The following is a 17,892-nucleotide window of genomic DNA, read 5'->3' as shown; positions in this document are numbered from 1 at the left end:
TGGCGGTTCCCGCAAGCTCCGCCTGAGCACCTGACTGGACACTCATGTACTACGATTTCTTCGGTTTTCGGGAACCCCCGTTTTCGATAGCCCCCGATCCCCGCTACCTGTACCTCAGCGAGCGCCACAAGGAAGCGCTGGCGCACCTGATGTATGGCGTACAGGGGCAGGGCGGTTTCATCGTGATCACCGGTGAAGTTGGCACCGGCAAGACCACGGTCAGCCGCTGTTTTATCGAGAATGTTCCGGGCCATGTGGATATCGCGCTGATCCTGAACCCACGGTTGTCCGCCCGTGAGTTGTTGTCCTCCATCTGCGATGAACTGGAGATCGCCCACCCGGTAGGGTCGTCTATCAAGGAACTGGTGGGGCTGATCAACGATGATCTGCTCAAGGCCCATGCCGCCGGTCGTCACAAGGTTCTGATGATCGACGAAGCCCAGAACCTGTCTGCCGAGGTACTGGAGCAACTGCGCCTGCTGACCAACCTGGAAACCGCTGAGAAAAAGCTGTTGCAGATTGTACTGCTGGGCCAGCCGGAACTGCAGGACATTCTGGAGTTGCCGGAGTTGCGGCAGTTGAATCAGCGGGTCACGGCCCGTTATCACCTGGACGCTCTGGGCCGTGAGGAGATAGAAGCCTACTTGCGCTACCGGCTCAGTGTTGCCGGCCTTCGCGGTGAGATCTTCACCGATGGGGCAACGCGGGCGTTGTACCGAGCCAGCCACGGAGTGCCCCGGCTGATCAACCTGATCAGCGATCGGGCATTACTGGGGGCTTATGCGGAAGGCGAGCACCAGATCAGTGCTGGCCATATACGCACCGCAGCCCGTGAAGTGAACGGCAACCGGGCCCGCCGAGGTTCTGGCGTGTTTTCCGGCATACCCGACATTTTGCTGGTGGCGGCCAGCCTGGTGATCGCCGTTATCATGACCGCCTGGGCGCTGGACCGTTTGCCAGGGGCCGGCTGGATGACCCCCGACGCGTCCGCCGGAGCAGACAGCGACGTCCTGTCCGGCACCATTGAGCGTGTGGAGCCGTTAGCGGAGCTTATGCAAGAGCCATCAGCGGAACCTATGCAAGAGCCATCAGAGGAACCATTACCGGAGCTCTCAACAGGGCCTTCCCCAGAGCGGGAAATACCAGCGGAGGATCCTCTACCAGGCTTTGAGTTTCCCGCGAACACGCTGTCTCTGCCAGCAGCCTTCCGGGAGTTGTTCAGTGTGTGGGGAAGGGAATACAGCACCGCCGACAATCCGGTGGCCTGTCGTTATGCCGAGGAGGAGGGCCTGCGCTGCCTTGAGAACCGGGGCTCGCGCAGGAGCCTGGAATACCTGAACCGGCCTGCCATTTTGCAACTTCGCAATGGTGACGGTGACAGCCGTTACGCAGTACTGAGTGGCCTCGATAAGAACCGTGCCACCATTGAGCTTCCGGATGGCCAGCGGGAAGTAAGCTTTTCCAGCCTGGAGCCCTATTGGTTCGGCGAGTTCACGGTGTTGTGGGAAGCGCCGTCCCATATTCAGCAGAGCGGGGACGGCGCTAACGACGACATTTCAGAGCAGATATGGATGGGCTCGCGGATGATGGAGCTGGCCAGCCGTTATTCCGGTTCCCGTGAAGAGGAAAATCGCGTAAACCGAATGCCCAAGGAAGAGCAAATTCGCTGGTACCAGGGGCAGAAAGGCCTGACGGTGGACGGCATTGCCGGTGCCATGACCATCATCCAGATGAATAATGACCTGGAATCCGATGGTCCCCGGCTCAGTTCGGGGGGGATGGTTAACTGACATGTCCTATATTCTTGATGCATTGAGAAAGTCGGAGACGGAACGCCGTCAGGGCCGGGTGCCGGATCTGGGCCAACAGGTCCAGATGATCCACAAACCCAAGAGAAAATCCGTACCGGTAATGGTGTGGGTTGCCCTTGGTCTTGTGCTTAACGCTGTCATTCTGGCCTGGGCGTTCTGGCCCCGGGCCTCCGTAACCGCGATACAGGAGCCTGCCGGTACCTCTGAAAAGACTGCCACGTCCCGCGCAGAAGCCGAGCCGGTTGCGTCTGAACAGGAGCCGGTTAAAGCCGAGCCGGAGCTTTCGTCTTCACCCGCGACGACATCGACGAGGCGAGCTGATACGCTGGACAATGCCATCGAGATACCCGTCCCCAAAGTAACGGAGGCTCCGGTTGAAGAAGCGAGCCGCGAGCGGCCCACGGTTATCGTGCCGACACCCCGTGAACCCAGGGCCGTTAATCCGTCCAACAGGGCCGACAGCGATGCGCCAGCAGAACGCACTCCACACCTTGTAGAGCTTCCATTGTCATTCCAGAAAAGGGTACCTGACCTGATTTTCAACAGTCATATCTATGCGTCCGAGCCATCCTCCAGACGGGTGATGATCAATGACAATTACCTGCGACCCGGGGAGTCGTTCTCCGGCATTACCGTTGAGCGAATTACCGAGGAAGGTGTTGAGCTGAGCATGGATGGCCGTCGATTCCGCGTGGGCGTTGTGCGGAACTGGGTGAGCCCCAAGTAATGGCACTTTCCGAGGACGTCAAACAGCAGATTCAGCAGACCTATCGCGACGTGCTGGCCGGCAAGGACATACGCGCGCGCTACGGCCAGCGTCTGATGATTGCCGAGATCGCGCGCTACATGGGTGATATCACCGAGAATGACGGCCAGCGTACGTCACCGGCGGGCGCCTGTGTGGTGGAGGCGGGTACCGGTACCGGCAAAACCCTGGCCTACCTGATTGCCGCCATTCCCGTCGCCCGGGCGCTGGGCAAAACCTTGGTGATCTCCACCGCAACCGTGGCCCTGCAGGACCAGATTGTGCACAAGGACCTGCCGGACCTGAAGAAGCACAGCAAACAGGATTTCACCTGGACCCTGGCCAAGGGCCGTGGCCGCTACCTGTGCATGTCCCGCCTGGAAGCGCGCCTGCACGACGAGGGCAACGGCGACAGCGATACCATGCCGCTGTTCCTGCTGGACGGTCCCGGCAAGGAAGAGCCCGGTACCCGGGCGTTCTTCGAGGACATGCTGGCCAGCTACGGTTCCCGCAAGTGGGACGGTGACCGCGACCACTGGCCGGACCAGATCCCCGATGATGTCTGGCGCCAGGTCACCACCGACCACCGCCAGTGCACCAATCGCCACTGCAGTTATTTCGACAGCTGCGCCTTCTTCGACGCCCGTAAGGATCTGGATGACGCCGATATTGTGGTGGCCAACCACGATCTGGTGCTGGCGGATCTGGCCCTTGGCGGTGGCGCCATTCTGCCGGAGCCGGAGAACGCCCTGTTTATTTTCGACGAGGCCCATCACCTGCCGGACAAGGCGCTCAACCACTTTGCAGCGTCGGTGCCGCTTTACTCCACACGCCAGTGGCTCAAGCAATTGTCCCAGGCCCTGGGCAAGATGCAGCCGTTCCTGACGCCCGGAACCCAGGCGGCAAAAACCATCGACCGAATCAGCTCCGCCTCCCGGGAGCTGGATGTCACCCTTGCGAAGGTCTACGAGGAAGCAGAGCAGAACACCGGGTGGGAGTTCAACGAAGAACGCCGGTCTGCCCAGTGGCGATACCCCGAAGGCGCATTGCCTGAGACACTGGCGGAACTGGCGGTGGAAGCCCGTATAGCCACGGCAACGCTCACGCGTCAGCTTGGCGCAATGGTGGATGAACTACAGACGGCCTTTGACGAGCGCAAGGCCAGCGATGTAGACCGGGACACGGCGGAGTCCTGGTATCCGGTGATTGGCTCCTTCCATAGCCGTGCAGAGGATCAGCTACGGTTGTGGGCGGCCTGGAGCGATAATCCCGGACAGCCGGCCGAAGATCCGGAAAAGAGCGAAGACGATGCCGCAAGGCAAACGAAGCGTTCCGGCCCACCTGCGGCCCGCTGGGCGGTGCGGCAACGCTGGGAGCACGCAGAAGACATCACCCTCTACAGCAGTCCGGTACTGGCGGATAACCTGTTGTATTCCAGACTCTGGTCCCGAGCCTATGGGGCGGTGCTGACCAGTGCGACCCTGACGGCCCTGGGCCGGTTCGACCGACTGAAGGCCCGGGCCGGCCTGCCGGAAACCAGCCGCTTTGTGGTGGTGCCCAGCTCATTCCGCTATGGCGAAATGGCAACGGTGGAAGTGCCGGCCATGACCGCCATGCCCACCGACGACAGCTTTACCGATCAGGTGGTGTCGCGGCTGCCTAACCTTTGGGCCGGTGAGAAGGCAACCCTGGTGCTGTTTACTTCACGCAAACAGATGAAACTGGTCCGGGACGCTCTGGCACCGGAATACCCGGAGCTGATCACTACCCAGGACGACATGGCGAAAGGGGAGGTTCTGCGCCGCCACTGCAGTCGTGTGGACGAGGGGCTGCCCAGCGTTCTGTTCGGCGTTGCCAGCTTTGCCGAGGGCATCGACCTGCCAGGCAAATACCTGAGCCACGTGGTGATTACGCGGCTGCCGTTCTCGGTGCCGGATGACCCCATCGAGGCCAGCCTGGCGGAATGGGTGACCCACCGGGGCGGCAATCCGTTTATGGAAATCACCGTGCCTGATGCGTCCATCAAACTGGTCCAGGCGGTTGGGCGCCTGTTGCGGACCGAGTCCGACACGGGTCGGGTCACCATACTGGATCGCCGCATCATCGCCCGCCGTTACGGGCAGTTGCTGCTGGATGCTCTGCCGCCTTTCCGGCGTATTATCGAACCATAAAAAAAGAGCCAACCCATAGGGGTGGCTCTTTGAGAGTGGGCTCTTGACGAACCCGGGCGTCGAAACAACGCGGAACAAGAAGTCTGAAGGCCTGAAGTTTCAGAATTCTCACCGAGGTTTCCCTCAGCGTTGGGAGAATAATAAGGGAGAAGGGGGCGTATCCGGATCGTCCAAAGGGCGTAGAGGGCGTACAAAAACCGGATAAAATGTGACGTGGTTCACAAAATCGCCCAGGAACCGGGCCCACCATAAACCTGTCGTTACGCCAGCAACCGCAGTTCCCGGGCCCGAGCCAGGGCTTCGGTGCGCGACCCCACTGCCAGCTTGCCATAGAGATTACGGATATGGGCTTTCACCGTAGTGGGCGCTACGCCCATCGTGCTCGCAATGTCTTTGTTGGCCAGGCCCTGGTTGATCAGTTCCAGCACCTCAAGTTCCCTCTGGCTGAGGGGTTCTGCCAGTTCATCGTTGCCGGAATCGGCTGGGGCTGTAGGTTCGTTTTTGGATGCCGGAGTGGGTACGGATGCTGTTGCATCTGCTTCCGCCTGCTCACGTAGCATGCCCAGAACGCGGCTGTTCCACCGCCCCGGTGCTTTCAGCAGGGGCAGTTCCAGGCACAGCTTGCGGATGCTGGGGCTTTCCTCAGCAAGCAGGCGCATGAAACCCGCGTCCGCTGCCCGCTGTACCGCCTGCGCCAGCATCTGATCTGCTTCCTGGGTCTTGCCCTCAGCATAAAGTGCATCACTGTAGACCAGCTGGATTTCCACCAGGTGGCGGTAATGCTGATCCTTCTCGGCGCTCAGGCGCAGGGGTGCCAGGGTGGCCATGGCAGCTCCCGGGTGACCAAGTGCAACCTGCACACGGGCGACACTGATCTGGTTCTGTTCGCGATTGAGCGGGTTGGTGAAACGGTCGTTGGTGACCTGTTGCATCCACTCTTCCGCCTGGGTCAGGTGCCCGGTGGCCAGGTAGCAGCGGGCCAGCATGGCAGAGCAGGCCGGGGGTTCAAACAGGATGTGGTCACGTCTGCGCCTTGCCACGCTGGCGGCATCTTCCAGTGCTTCGATGGCTTCCTGGTGGCGGCCTTCGCTGAAAGCCAGGTGGCCACGGACATACTGGATAATGACATGCTGGCCCGGCTCTGTTCCGTTATTCACATGGTCCAGCAACGGTGCCAGGTAGGAGGCTGCCAGTTGGGGTTCGTTGCGCTCCCGGTATATCTCGATCAGCGCGCTGTTCTGCCAGCAGGAGATCAGCATCGGCTGGCGGGGGTCGCTGTGGTGTTGGTCCACCCACTGACGTACACGGGTGCAGGTATCCAGGGCTTCGTCGATGTCCCCACGGTTGTACTGTATCCAGGCCAGGAGTCCGCCGCTGGAGAGCACGGTGCTGGGTTTGCGTTCCAGTTCACCGTATCGCACCGCAGACTTGAGGGCGTCTTCAGCAGCGGCCAGGTCACCCTTGCCGTAGTAGTCCAGCCCCACCCCATAATAGGTGACCGACTTCAGTGGAATCCGGGTGTGGTCTATATCCCTCAACACCTGCTGGGTGAGGTCGCTGGCGCTCTTGTCATCGCTTTTGGAGCGGGCCAGGTAGGAGCGGATCAGTGAAATTTCGCTCTGCAGGCCCAGCGCACCTTCGGCGTCCGGGTGAGAGTCTGCCACTTGTTTGTCCAGCATGTCTTCCAGCTCGTTCAGCAACGGGTCCAGCACATCCACTCGGTTGGCGAAAAACAGGGCCCAGACCCTTAACATCAGCAGCTGCGGGCTTTCCTGCAGGATATTGACGGGCAGGGAATCGAGCCAGCTCAGAACCGGCAGGTGAAAACCACCGTGGATCAGGTTGTTACCGTGTTCCGCCAGGACCCGGGCCAGCCAGGGCCAGTCCCGGTGCTGAACGATCTGGGAGATGCCTTCCTGGACGTGGCCGTGGGTCAGTAACCAGTTTACGGCCCGCTGCCAGTGTTTTTCGGTGTCCTCCGGTTTGAACTGCCTGGCCCGTTGCAGCAGGGCATCCCGGAACAGATCGTGATAGCGGAACCATTCGTTACGGGTGTCCAGGGGAATCAGGAACAGGTTTTCACGCAGCAGCTGCTCCAGTAATACCTGGCTGTTGGTGGTGCCGCGCACCGCATCGCACAGGGATGCGCACAACCTTGGGCAGCAGGCGGTGTCGAGCAGGAAGTCACGTACCGGCGCCGGTTGCTGTTCCAGTACTTCCGTCAGCACATAATCACTGATCTTGCGTTCATCCAGATCGATCCGTTGCTGGCCACCACCGGCGCTCTGATCTTCAATGCTGCCACCGGACAGGGCAGACAGTTGCATGGCGGCCACCCATCCCTCGGTTTTGCGACAGATCTTGCGAACCTCCTGTTCAGAAAGCTCAAGCCCCATGGTGTCGTGGAAAAACTGCTGGCACTCTTCCTCGGAGAACGCCAGCAAGCCGGGATGGACGTCCTCTACCCAGCGGCGTACCCGCCACCGGGATAGCGGCAACGCGGGTTCCGTGCGGGAGGCCAGGGTAATCATGACATCGGGGGGCAGGTAGTCGATGAAATAGGACACCTGCCGCTGCAGTTGCGGGTCACGGATGAAGTGGTAGTCATCCAGGATGAACGACCAGGCCGCGCCATCTGCCGCGAGAACGTTGATCAGACCGGTGATGGGGCCTTCCAGTTCCTGCAGGCTGCAATGGCTCAGCTGCTGCCGGCATTCTTCCAGGCCCGCAAGGCCATTGTGTTCAAACGCACCGACCACGTACCGCCAGAACCGCCGGGGTTCGTCATCGTGCTCATCCAGCGATAACCAGACGACGTTGGAGGAAGTTCGGGAACACCACTGGCTCACCAGAGTGGTCTTGCCAAAGCCGGCCGGTGCCACCACCAGGTTCAGTCGCTTTGCACCGTCCGGTTGCAGCAGAGCGCGCAGGCGCTCTCGCTGCACCGAGCGGGGGTCGGCGGTTGGTCTCAGGAACTTGGTGGTTAACAGCATCGTTTCCCTGAATGCCAGTGAATGGGTAGTGTCCCGTCTGGTGAATTCGTTAACCAGCCGGGACATTAGATAACGGATTGTGTGCTTTGTCACAGTTAAGTCAAGGGCCGCAAAGGCAAATGACAGCGTCACCATGCTGCGTTCTCATTTTTTTGGACTAAACTGTGATGGACGGGATTATGTATACTCAATAAGAATGAAAAATCACGTTTTTATGTAAATCGGGGAGCGACAGGGTCGATGAAATTACAACAGTTGCGCTATATCTGGGAAGTTGCGCACCATGATCTGAATGTATCCGCCACTGCCCAGAGCCTTTTCACCTCACAGCCGGGAATATCCAAGCAGATCCGCCTTCTGGAGGATGAACTGGGCCTGGAAGTTTTTGCCCGCAGCGGCAAGCACCTGACACGTATAACACCCGGTGGTGAGATCATTATCCGGGAGGCAGGCGAGATACTGCGCCGGGTGGAAGGGATAAAGAAAATTGCGCAGGAATTCAGCAACCAGCGCAAGGGCGACCTGAGCCTCGCGACGACCCACACTCAGGCTCGCTACGCCTTGCCGCCGATTATCCGTGGATTTATCGAGTCCTATCCGGATGTGTCCCTGCACATGCACCAGGGCACACCGATGCAGATTTCGGAAATGGCCGCCAACGGCGCGGTGGACTTTGCCATCGCCACCGAAGCCATGGAGCTGTTCAACGATTTGATCATGATGCCCTGCTACCGCTGGAACCGCAGCATTATCGTGCCCAAGGATCACCCGCTGGCGAAGAAGCCGGAACTGACCCTGCCGGATCTGGCGGAATTCCCGTTGGTGACCTACGTGTTCGGCTTTACCGGCCGCTCAAAACTTGATGAAGCCTTTCAGGCTTACGGGCTGACCCCCAAGGTGGTGTTCACTGCAGCGGACGCCGATGTTATCAAGACCTATGTGCGACTGGGGCTGGGGGTTGGCATCATTGCCAGCATGGCCTTTGATGAGAAGAACGACACTGACCTGGTAGCCCTGGACGCCAGCAAGCTGTTCCGTCCCAGTGTGACCCGGATCGGCTTCCGCAAGGGGACTTTCCTGCGGGGATACATGTACGACTTTATCCAGCGGTTTGCGCCTCACCTGACTCGTGAGCGGGTTGATGAGGCGGTTGCCCATCAGGGCAGCAGGGCGGAAATCGAGAGTCTGTTCAGCGATATCGAGTTGCCAACCTATTAATGATTGCCCAGTCAGTCCCGGGCAATCAGGTTTCCGGCATGAAGGCCACACTCTTTCTGTGTGGCTTCTTCCCACCACCAGCGGCCCTCGCGCTCATGCTGCCCGGGCAGGATGGCACGTGTGCACGGCTCGCAGCCGATACTGACAAAGCCTTTCTCATGCAGCTTGTTGTAGGGCGCCTCCGTCATGCGGATGTAGTCCCAGACTTCCTTTGAGCTCCAGTTTGCCAACGGATTGAACTTCACCAGCTGTTTGTCCTCGGTGGAGAAAGCGTCGTCGATCTGCACCACGGGTACATCGCTACGGGTGCCGGGGCTCTGGTCCTTGCGCTGGCCGGAGATCCAGGCGTCAACGGTGGCCAGTTTTCGCCGTAGCGGGTTTACCTTGCGGATACCGCAGCATTCGGAATGGCCATCCTCGTAAAAGCTGAACATGCCCTTGCGGTTGACCAGGTCCTGCACTTCCGCGGCGTCCGGGAACATCACTTCAATGTCTATCCCGTAGTGCTTGCGAACCCTTTCAATGAACTCGTAGGTTTCCGGGTGCAGGCGGGCCGTGTCCAGGGTGAAAACCTGAAGGTTATCGGTCAGTTTGTGGGCAAGTTCGATCAGGGCGACGTCTTCCGCACCGCTGAAGGAAATGGCGATATTGTCGTACTTCGCCAGTGCGGCCTTGAGGATAGCCCTTGGGCTCTGGCCCTCAAGCTCCGTCTGTAGCTGTGAAATATCCGTCATCGAAAGCATCACCTGGAGTGTAAATGTGTGATAAATCTACCATTAACAGGCAGCAGTCTGAAGGAATGCCGGAATATATCGTTATAGCCGGACAGATCCACGATGCATTCCTCCGCGGATTTTCTTATCATACCGTCTGTTTTCAATCCCGGGCGGTTATCGAGCCGCCGGGCTGACCAGCGTTCAATTACCAGGAGACCACTGTGGAACTCGCGTGCCTTGACCTTGAAGGAGTATTGATCCCGGAAATCTGGATCGCGTTTGCGGAAAAAACCGGCATTGAGGAACTCAAGGCGACCACCCGCGACATTCCCGACTACGACGTGCTGATGACGCAGCGCCTGAAACTGCTGGACCAGCACGGCTACGGACTGCCACAGATACAGGAAGTGATCGGCGAGCTGGACCCGCTGCCCGGTGCCAGCGATTTCCTGGACTGGCTTCGCGAACGGTTCCAGGTGGTTATTCTGTCCGACACCTTCTATGAGTTTGCCATGCCGCTGATGGCGAAGTTGGGCTACCCGGCACTGTTGTGCCACAAACTGGAAGTGAATGAAGAGGGCAGGATTACCGACTACCTGTTGCGCCAGCGTGATCCCAAGCGCCAGTCGGTAAGGGCATTCCAGCTACTGAACTACCGGGTGATTGCAGTAGGTGACTCGTACAACGACACCACCATGCTGGGCCAGGCGGAAGCGGGCATCCTGTTCCATGCGCCGCGGAACGTGATTGAAGAGTTTCCGCAGTTCCCCGCGGTACATACCTTTGACGAGCTGAAAGCCGAGTTCCTGAAGGCCAGCGCCATCCACAACTGATGTAATGCATGGAGCCGGGGTGGTTGAGCCGCCCCGGCGTTCAGTTACATCGTCTCCAGTACATCCATCAGCTTCTGGACCTTGTCCACAGACTCCCGGTACTCATCGTCCGGGTCTGAGTCCGCCACAATGCCACACCCCGCCCAGCAGTGAATCTGTCCCTCCGAATCCGTCATCAGGGTTCGGATGGCGATGTTGCTTTCCAGATTGTTGGAAAAATCCCAGCGAAATACCGAGCCACAGTAGGGCCCGCGGCTGTGTTGCTCCAGGCTGTCGATAATTTCCATCGCCCTGCGTTTGGGGGCACCGGTAATGGAACCGCCGGGGAAGGCTGAAAGAAACGCCCGCAGCGGTGTGGTATCGGGCCGCAGCCTGCCTTCTACCGTGCTGACCAGTTGATGCACATTCTCGTAGCTTTCGATGCTGAACAGTTGCGGCACCGAAACGGAGAAAGGCTCGCAGAACCGCGACAGGTCGTTGCGGATCAGATCCACGATCATCAGGTTTTCGGCGCGATCCTTTTCTGCAACAGCCAGGGACGTGGCTATCAGCTGGTCGCTCTCTGCAGAGCTCAGATCCCTGGGACGGGTGCCCTTGATAGGCTTGCTGATGACTTTTCGGCCCTGTTCGATGCTGAGGAACAGCTCCGGGGAAATGCTGAGTACCTGATAGGAACCGGCATTAAGATAGGCTGCATGGGGAACCGGAACAGCCCGGCACAGGGCCTGGAATGCGGAGTAGGGTGCGCCCTGGTAGCTACCGGTGTATTTGTTGGACAGGTTGACCTGATAACAGTCCCCGGCATGAATATAGCGGAGTACTTCCGATACGCCGTGCCGGTAGTGTGATGAGGGTTTATCAGCCACGAAGCCCTTGCTTACCACAAAGCGCGTGGGGAAATCAGGTTCATGGCCGGCAAGCCTGAGAACACGGTCTCTGGTATCGCTGGCGCAATCGGGATGGAAGTCGAGCCGGGGAGGTTGGTTGCCAGTCGTATCGAGGGTCAGTTGCCAGAGATAGAGGCCGATATAGCCATAGTCCCCGGTGTCGGTGCCGGCGGTACCGGAAAAACCCGGAACCGTGTGGTTGCCAGCCTCGTAGAACAATGTGCCCATAAGGCCGCCGGCTGTGGCCCTATCCGTCCCCGTGGCAAATTCGATCCAGGCTTGTTCAAGTTCATTGGTCAGCCTCGAAAAAGCCAGCTGCTCTCGGGGCACTTGCCAGTGCCTCACCGGAAACGCCGTGATGACCCGCCGTTGCCTGCCGGCGTCCGTGTAATCGATAAACCCATGATGATCGCTGATCTGTGAAACCAGGCAGCCTGCCTCTTCCGCATTTAATGTTTTCACGATGTTACATACTTAACAAAATCTTGCATGGGTTCACGGTAGCCTGTGCAGCACGTCACCGATTTCGGGCCTGGAAAGGCTTTGGCCGGTGCATTCTAAACAATAATCCCGGGGGCAGTAACCAGTATGAAGACTTGTAACCGCATTGGTAAGCGTTTCGTCTCGGCATTCATCATCGGTTTTACAATTTCAACGGCGGCTTTTGCACAGGATGCAATACAGATGGAGGATCACGTGCTTTCCGATGGCAAGCTGGACATTACGGAAGTGGGGGCTGTTGTGGCGACTGCACAGAACCATCTTAAAAAAATGACCGAAGCCGCCGTTAAAGCCGCTGAAGAGGAGCTTGAGGAGGCCGGAATATTCCGTCCGATGGCATTCATGTTTGTGAAGTCTTCCGGAGAAGTCCGGAAAATGAAACTTGATGGCGAAGGTGAAGATGCACCGTCTCATATTAAAGTTCTCATGTACCGCGCCGGTCTTAAGTCCCTGGCAAGGCATGGAGAAATCCATGCGGGGCTGGTTGCTTACCCGGGTAGCCTCGAAAAGAACGGAGAAACCCTCCGTACCATGGTAGTAGAGCATGAACATCGACTTGGGGTTTCGGGCCTGAAATTGATTCCCGTAAAACTGGATAAAGGTGAGGTCACGTTTGGGGAAGCCATGTCCCAAGACAAGCAGTTCCAGTTTTTCTACGATAGTGAAGAAGGATCCAAGAAATAATATAACGTATTGATATAATATAATTTTTCATGGTTTGTGAGGAATTAAGGTGATTTGTGACAATTTGTGAATGTATTCACGGAAACAGAATGTAAAACAATCTTAAATGTAGAGGTGAGGTTGAGCCTCGCAACAGAACTAAAAGTTCAACTGGATAACAATAAGTTCAATCAAGGAGAACAATATGAAAGGCCTGAAGAAAATTGCACTGGCAACCGCGGTTGCTGCTGCGCCCTTCGCCGCTCAAGCAGAGCTGCAGGCGATGGACGACAGCATGATGGGTAACGTTACCGGTCAAGCCGGTGTGACCATCGAGCTGGAAACCCAGGTGGAAATCGGTCGGTTTACCTACACCGACGAAGGCACCTTCTCGGTTAACGATATTAAATTAGGTGGTGCTACAACAAGCAGTTCAGCGATCGCCGCTGGTTATTCTGCGAACACAGGCGGAACCGGGCTACTTGACCAACTGAAGATTGATATCGATGTCGAAGCTGATGGCGACGCCGTTATCCACGTTGGATCACTGCAGACAGACCCGACCTCTGGCGATCCTATTCCTATTGACTGGGGCATGACCGCAGGCTCTATGGAGCTGGACGGCAGCGGTAATGAGAATACTGTGCTTGTCTCTAATATGGAAGCTTGGGGCTTGTTGGGTGCACTGGATATACGTGTAGACACTGACGATGTCGGCGGTCAGGCCGGAACCGGTACTCTGAACCTGGACGTTGCGTTTACCGTTAACGACATGAGCTTCGACGCAGACTTCCTGGCTATCGGCGTTCAGAACATGAGCATCACCGGTGCAAACACTGGTACTGATGCAACTGCGGTAAACGGCCTTACTGCCAGTGGTTCTGAGAACAATGTTGATTTAACCGCTGAAGAAATTGCAAATAAGGTGTTCGGGAAAGCCGTTGCAGACCTGAGTGCGGATGAGCAATATCAGCTTGGCCTTGCTCAGAAGGGCTTTGCACTGGTTGGTCTTGATATCTACAAGGGCAACGGCATTGGCGCGTCAACAGCGACTGACGTCCTGCGCATCGATGTCGACAACGTCCTGATGGATGTGAACATCGGTCAGACTCTGATTGGTGGAACTAACATCGGTACGATCGGTATCGACAACCTGCACATCAGCAACACCAAGCTGGCTGTTTACGGTCACTAAGCTGACCGGATAACACCTCTGGTGTGAACGCCCCGCTCTGCGGGGCGTTTTTTATGCCTGAGAAAGGTTCAGGCATGAAAAAGAGCGGCGCCTTTACAAGGTTGCCGCTCTTTTTTCTTTTGCGTTGTGGTTCGAGGGAGGGAGCAGGGTTACTGATCCGGTACCTTGATTGAAAGATCAAAACCGCCACCCGGCCGGGGCGTCAGGGTAACCGGCCCTTCATTAATGCCATGGGGAACCTGGATATTATCAATGCCCGGCGGATTGCCGATGGAGAAATTCAGGTTCTGGCCGTCGTAGCCGATACCCAGCTGGTCATTGAGGAATGTCTGGGTGAAAGGCTCATCCGGTATTTGCGTCTGTTGCCCAAAGATAATAGGCGGAATGTTGGGGGTGAGGTCCCGTGGTGGCTGAGCCCGGGCCAGTTCTTCCTGGGGTAGCAGCAGCGCCCGCCGGAGGAATTCCTCTTCCGCGCTTTCCAGCGCGTCGGCTTTTCCTTCCTGCTGGAAACGCTGAAGGGCTTCGCGATAGGCCTCTTCTTCCGCTTCTGTCCGCACCGGCTCTCCCGGTGATATGGTCAGGGAGCGGAGAATCTGTCGGCGGTCCGCGTCTGTTTTCTGTCTCTGTTTTGGCACCACGATAACGGCGGAATCCTTCACATAGGTTTCAACCATCTCATCGGATGTCATCGATTGCACGCCAGCCATCAATGGAGGCGTAAAGGATGCTGCCAGGCTGGCGGTACCGGCCAGGGCAATGTAAAGGGGTGTGCGGCGTATCATGACGTAGCCTCTTGCCGTGTCCAAACGCGAAAATGAGGCGCTGCTGAAAATCGACTGCAGTCAGTAGGCTCCTTTCTATATCTTTACAAGTATTCTGCTGCGGAGCCCGTAATTCAAGGCGTTTCTGTGGCATTTGTGATCAGAATCGGAGTATTTGCAGTATTCTTCTGCAAGGCCCCGCAAACGTGTTTATAGTCGTGGCTGATTAAACCGGTTTTCACAGGGCATTTATGTTGAAGGCAATTCGCAAGCGCTGGCAGCATTGGGTGAACCAGAGGATTCCCCGCTCAGACCAGCGGGCATTCGGGCAACGTAATATTTTCATACTGCCGACCGGTGCCGGTGTCGTGTTTGGCTTCCTGTTGCTGATCATGCTGATCACCGGTATCAACTACCAGAACAGCCTGATCTATCTGCTGACCTTCCTTCTGGGTGCGGTGGCGGTAGCTGCCATGCACCAGACCCACCGCAACCTGTCCGGGTTGGAACTGACCCTGATTCAGGCCGGTGAGGGCTTCGCCGGGGACCTGATTCCGTTTCGGCTTCGCGCCGTCTCTCCCCGCCACGATACCCTGGCTCTGTCCCTGGCCTGTGAGGATGTGATTCTGACTCAGCAGCATATCCCGGCTGGACAGCAGGCGGACCTGCACCTCTCGGTGCCTTCATACCAGCGGGGTTACCTGCAGCCGCAGCGCATCCTGGTGGAAACCCGCTTTCCATTCGGGTTGTTCCGCGCCTGGTCCTGGTTGCGGCCTGTGACCTCCGGCATTGTCTATCCCAACCCTCTGGTAGCGCCGGACGTGGCGAGCACGGTGCAGGATGGTGAAGAACAGTCGAAATCCCGCTCGCTCGATGGCAATGATCATGCGGATATCCGGCCCTGGCGCGAAGGCGATATGAGCCAGCGGGTGCAATGGAAGCGTTATGCCCGCACCGGCGAGATGGTGATTGCGGACTGGGAAGGTGAGCAGGGTAGCCCTCACTGGCTCGATTACGAGGCCTTCGCCGGCACGGATCGGGAATTGCGGCTGGGCTACCTGACGCACCAGGTGCTGGAGCGTTCAAGGAACAATAGCCGCTTCGGACTGAACCTGCCCGGCCAGGTGATAGAACCGGACACCGGTGCGGCCCACACCAATCGCTGCCTGAAGGCGCTGGCTATATTTGGCCTTGAACAGCCCAGGGAGGGAGGACCGCTACTCCATGGTACCCGTGCCGGCGAAGGTGCTGGACGAGCGGCCCATGCCGGCGGCGGGGGGCTTGCATGATCATGCGCTGGCGAAACCGGGGCGGCTCCGCACAAACGCCGGAAAATACCGAGCTGGTGTCGGGCAGGGCGCTGATATGGCTGATTGCCAGCTTCGCACTGCTGCTTGTGCCACAGTGGGACCGGTTGCCGGTCTGGCTCATCGCCAGTTGTGCGGTGCTTGCGGGCTGGCGCTGGCTGGCCCAGTCCGGGCGGCTGCGGTTACCCGGCAAGTGGTTGCGAAGCGGCATCATGCTGGTTCTGGTGGCGGTCTATATTGCCACGGTTCAGGGGCGCTTCACCGTGGAGACAGCGTCTTCCTTCTTCGTGCTGGCCGTGGGTATGAAATGGCTGGAGACACGGTCGGTGCGGGATTTTTACGTGCTGTTTTTCATCCTGGTGTATCTGGCCACGGTCAATTTCCTGTTCCATCAGGAAATTCACTGGAGCGTGATTAACCTGGTGGGAGTTGCCCTGTTGTTGGTGGGCCTGCAGGTCGTCAATGCACCGGACATTCCGGGGGCGATGAAATCAGGCTGGCGGCGCCTGGGCATGATGCTGGTGAAAACCCTGCCGATCGTGGTGCTGTTGTTTGTATTCTTTCCCCGCATGGCCCCGTTGTGGAGCGTGCCACTGGTCTCCGGGGAGGCCCGCACTGGTATCAGCGACACCATGACGCCCGGCGATATCTCCAGTCTTGCCCAGAGCAGCGAGCGGGCTTTCCGGGTGACGTTTGGCGGTGAACTGCCCGCCTACCGGGACCGCTACTGGCGTGGGCTGATCCTGGACAGGCTCGATGGTGAAACCTGGCAGCAGGGCTTCGGGCGTCAGCTCCGCAGGCCCGGACGGGTCTCCGTTGACGGCGGTGTGGGCGAGCTGGAACCGAACCAGTACGGTGTATTGATGGAGCCCACGGATCAGATCTGGGCGTTTGCACTGGAAAATTCCAAAGCCGTTTCTGACAACGTCAAACCCAACGAACAGGGGCTTTTCCGTTTTGACCGGCCGGCCGATAGCCCGGTCCGGTATCGCATGGCGCTGACCGGCGAAGACCGCTCCGATCAGTTCGGACCGCTTCCGGACGACGCGCAGCGTTATCTCCAGCTGCCCCGTTCCGGCAATCCCAGAGCCAGGGCATTTGCGGAAGAACTGGCTGCGCAGTACGACAACCCTGAGGCCATTGTTCAGCACTTGCTGGACCGTTTCCGCCAGCAGGAGTACTTCTACACCCTGCGCCCGCCCGCCATGCCGGATGACGGTATCGACGCTTTGCTGTTCGATGAAAAACGGGGATTTTGTGCCCATTATGCCGGTGCTGCCACCTTTGTGCTTCGTGCTGCCGGCATTCCCGCACGGGTGGTGGTGGGCTACCAGGGGGGTGATTCCGGGGCCGATGACCAGTACCTGATCATTCGCCAGTACGACGCCCATGCCTGGGTGGAAGCCTGGTTGCCCGGGCGGGGCTGGGTGCGCATGGATCCAACCGCCGCTATCGCTCCCCAGAGAATTGAATCTGGCCTGAGGGATGCCATGGCAGAAGAGGGTTCGTTCCTGGAAAATGAATGGACCTCACCACAGCGCTACGGTGATATGGCGGTGCTTCAGTGGGCGTCGCTGAAACTGGACCTGATGAATTACCACTGGCAACGCTGGGTGGTGGGCTACCAGGGCCAGTCCCAGATGGACCTGATGTCCCGGTTGCCGGGTGGAATCGGTCTGCGCGAACTTGGCTATATCACCGCCGGTATCATCGGTGTGGCCTTGCTGCTGGCCGGATTGGTGACCGCCTGGCAATATCGTCGCGTTGAAATCCGGGATCCTTTTGGCCGGGTCGTGGCACGCTGGCACCGTCTGTGTGATCGCGCAGGTGTGCCTGTGCGGCATGGTGAAACGCCTTCCCAGCTGGCTTCCAGGCTTGCCCGGGCCAGACCTGCCGCAGCGGGGACCGCAAACGCCTTTGCCCGTATGGTTAACAAACATTACTATGGGGGCAAATCGGATACTGAACGTCGGGGCGACCTCGTCAGGATAAAACGGCTGCTGGCGACGATGAAGCGCCAGGCTGACCGCAAGCCAAAGGTCGATCGCCTGTCCTCGGGGTCTCCGAGGGTAATCACTGAAGGTGAATGAG

The 17,892-nt window shown here is 58.4% G+C and carries 13 protein-coding genes; 9 read left to right on the top strand and 4 right to left on the bottom strand.

Annotated features, from left to right (window positions below):
• Positions 1–44 precede the first annotated feature (44 nt).
• Genes FDP08_RS03155 through dinG form a run of 3 tightly spaced genes read left to right on the top strand, consistent with a single transcriptional unit; the run spans position 45 to position 4,727 of the window.
• Positions 45–1,790, top strand: coding sequence for an AAA family ATPase (locus FDP08_RS03155; RefSeq protein ID WP_137434578.1), 1,746 nt, complete (start codon positions 45–47; stop codon positions 1,788–1,790).
• 1 nt (position 1,791) lies between these two features.
• Positions 1,792–2,538: a general secretion pathway protein GspB gene (locus FDP08_RS03150; RefSeq protein ID WP_137434577.1), complete on the top strand. Its 747-nt coding sequence runs from the start codon at positions 1,792–1,794 to the stop codon at positions 2,536–2,538.
• Positions 2,538–4,727 (top strand): ATP-dependent DNA helicase DinG, encoded by a 2,190-nt coding sequence (gene dinG / locus FDP08_RS03145; protein WP_137434576.1) that lies wholly within the window; start codon positions 2,538–2,540, stop codon positions 4,725–4,727. Before FDP08_RS03150 ends, dinG begins: the two co-directional genes overlap by 1 nt.
• A 260-nt stretch (positions 4,728–4,987) precedes the next feature.
• Here the strand turns inward: dinG and FDP08_RS03140 are convergent, their stop codons facing one another.
• The gene (locus FDP08_RS03140) at positions 4,988–7,720 is read right to left on the bottom strand and encodes a winged helix-turn-helix domain-containing protein (protein WP_137437201.1); all 2,733 of its coding nucleotides are present in this window, start codon (positions 7,718–7,720) and stop codon (positions 4,988–4,990) included.
• A gap of 240 nt (positions 7,721–7,960) precedes the next feature.
• Between FDP08_RS03140 and cysB the strand changes: the two genes are divergently transcribed.
• On the top strand, positions 7,961–8,938 hold the full coding sequence (gene cysB, locus FDP08_RS03135; protein WP_137434575.1) for an HTH-type transcriptional regulator CysB: 978 nt from the start codon (positions 7,961–7,963) through the stop codon (positions 8,936–8,938).
• A gap of 11 nt (positions 8,939–8,949) precedes the next feature.
• Here the strand turns inward: cysB and FDP08_RS03130 are convergent, their stop codons facing one another.
• Positions 8,950–9,672 carry a phosphoadenylyl-sulfate reductase gene (locus tag FDP08_RS03130; RefSeq protein WP_137434574.1) on the bottom strand — a complete coding sequence of 241 codons (723 nt, stop codon included), beginning with the start codon at positions 9,670–9,672 and terminating at the stop codon, positions 8,950–8,952.
• Positions 9,673–9,875: 203 nt separating this feature from the next.
• On the opposite strand from FDP08_RS03130, the gene thrH reads away from it, so the two are divergent.
• The gene (thrH, locus tag FDP08_RS03125) at positions 9,876–10,487 is read left to right on the top strand and encodes a bifunctional phosphoserine phosphatase/homoserine phosphotransferase ThrH (protein ID WP_137434573.1); all 612 of its coding nucleotides are present in this window, start codon (positions 9,876–9,878) and stop codon (positions 10,485–10,487) included.
• A gap of 44 nt (positions 10,488–10,531) precedes the next feature.
• Here the strand turns inward: thrH and FDP08_RS03120 are convergent, their stop codons facing one another.
• On the bottom strand, positions 10,532–11,836 hold the full coding sequence (locus tag FDP08_RS03120) for an anthranilate synthase component I family protein (RefSeq protein ID WP_137434572.1): 1,305 nt from the start codon (positions 11,834–11,836) through the stop codon (positions 10,532–10,534).
• Between the two features lie 126 nt (positions 11,837–11,962).
• Between FDP08_RS03120 and FDP08_RS03115 the strand changes: the two genes are divergently transcribed.
• Together FDP08_RS03115 and FDP08_RS03110 are read left to right on the top strand one after the other, a co-directional pair.
• Entirely contained in the window at positions 11,963–12,559 is a 597-nt protein-coding gene (locus FDP08_RS03115) for a hypothetical protein (RefSeq protein WP_137434571.1), read from the top strand.
• A 184-nt stretch (positions 12,560–12,743) separates the two neighbouring features.
• Positions 12,744–13,733, top strand: coding sequence for a DUF6160 family protein (locus FDP08_RS03110; RefSeq protein WP_137434570.1), 990 nt, complete (start codon positions 12,744–12,746; stop codon positions 13,731–13,733).
• Positions 13,734–13,882: 149 nt separating this feature from the next.
• Here the strand turns inward: FDP08_RS03110 and FDP08_RS03105 are convergent, their stop codons facing one another.
• A complete protein-coding gene (locus tag FDP08_RS03105) occupies positions 13,883–14,515 on the bottom strand; it encodes a hypothetical protein (protein ID WP_137434569.1) in 633 nt (210 codons plus the stop codon).
• A gap of 230 nt (positions 14,516–14,745) precedes the next feature.
• Here FDP08_RS03105 and FDP08_RS03100 point away from each other — a divergent pair, with 230 nt between their 5' ends.
• A complete protein-coding gene (locus FDP08_RS03100; RefSeq protein WP_137434568.1) occupies positions 14,746–15,783 on the top strand; it encodes a DUF58 domain-containing protein in 1,038 nt (345 codons plus the stop codon).
• Complete coding sequence (locus FDP08_RS03095) at positions 15,780–17,891, top strand: transglutaminase TgpA family protein (protein WP_137434567.1); 2,112 nt, start codon at positions 15,780–15,782, stop codon at positions 17,889–17,891. Before FDP08_RS03100 ends, FDP08_RS03095 begins: the two co-directional genes overlap by 4 nt.
• Position 17,892 lies beyond the last annotated feature (1 nt).

The sequence above is a fragment of the Marinobacter panjinensis genome (assembly GCF_005298175.1).
GTDB lineage: Bacteria > Pseudomonadota > Gammaproteobacteria > Pseudomonadales > Oleiphilaceae > Marinobacter > Marinobacter panjinensis.
This window is presented reverse-complemented; position numbering and strand designations above follow the sequence as displayed.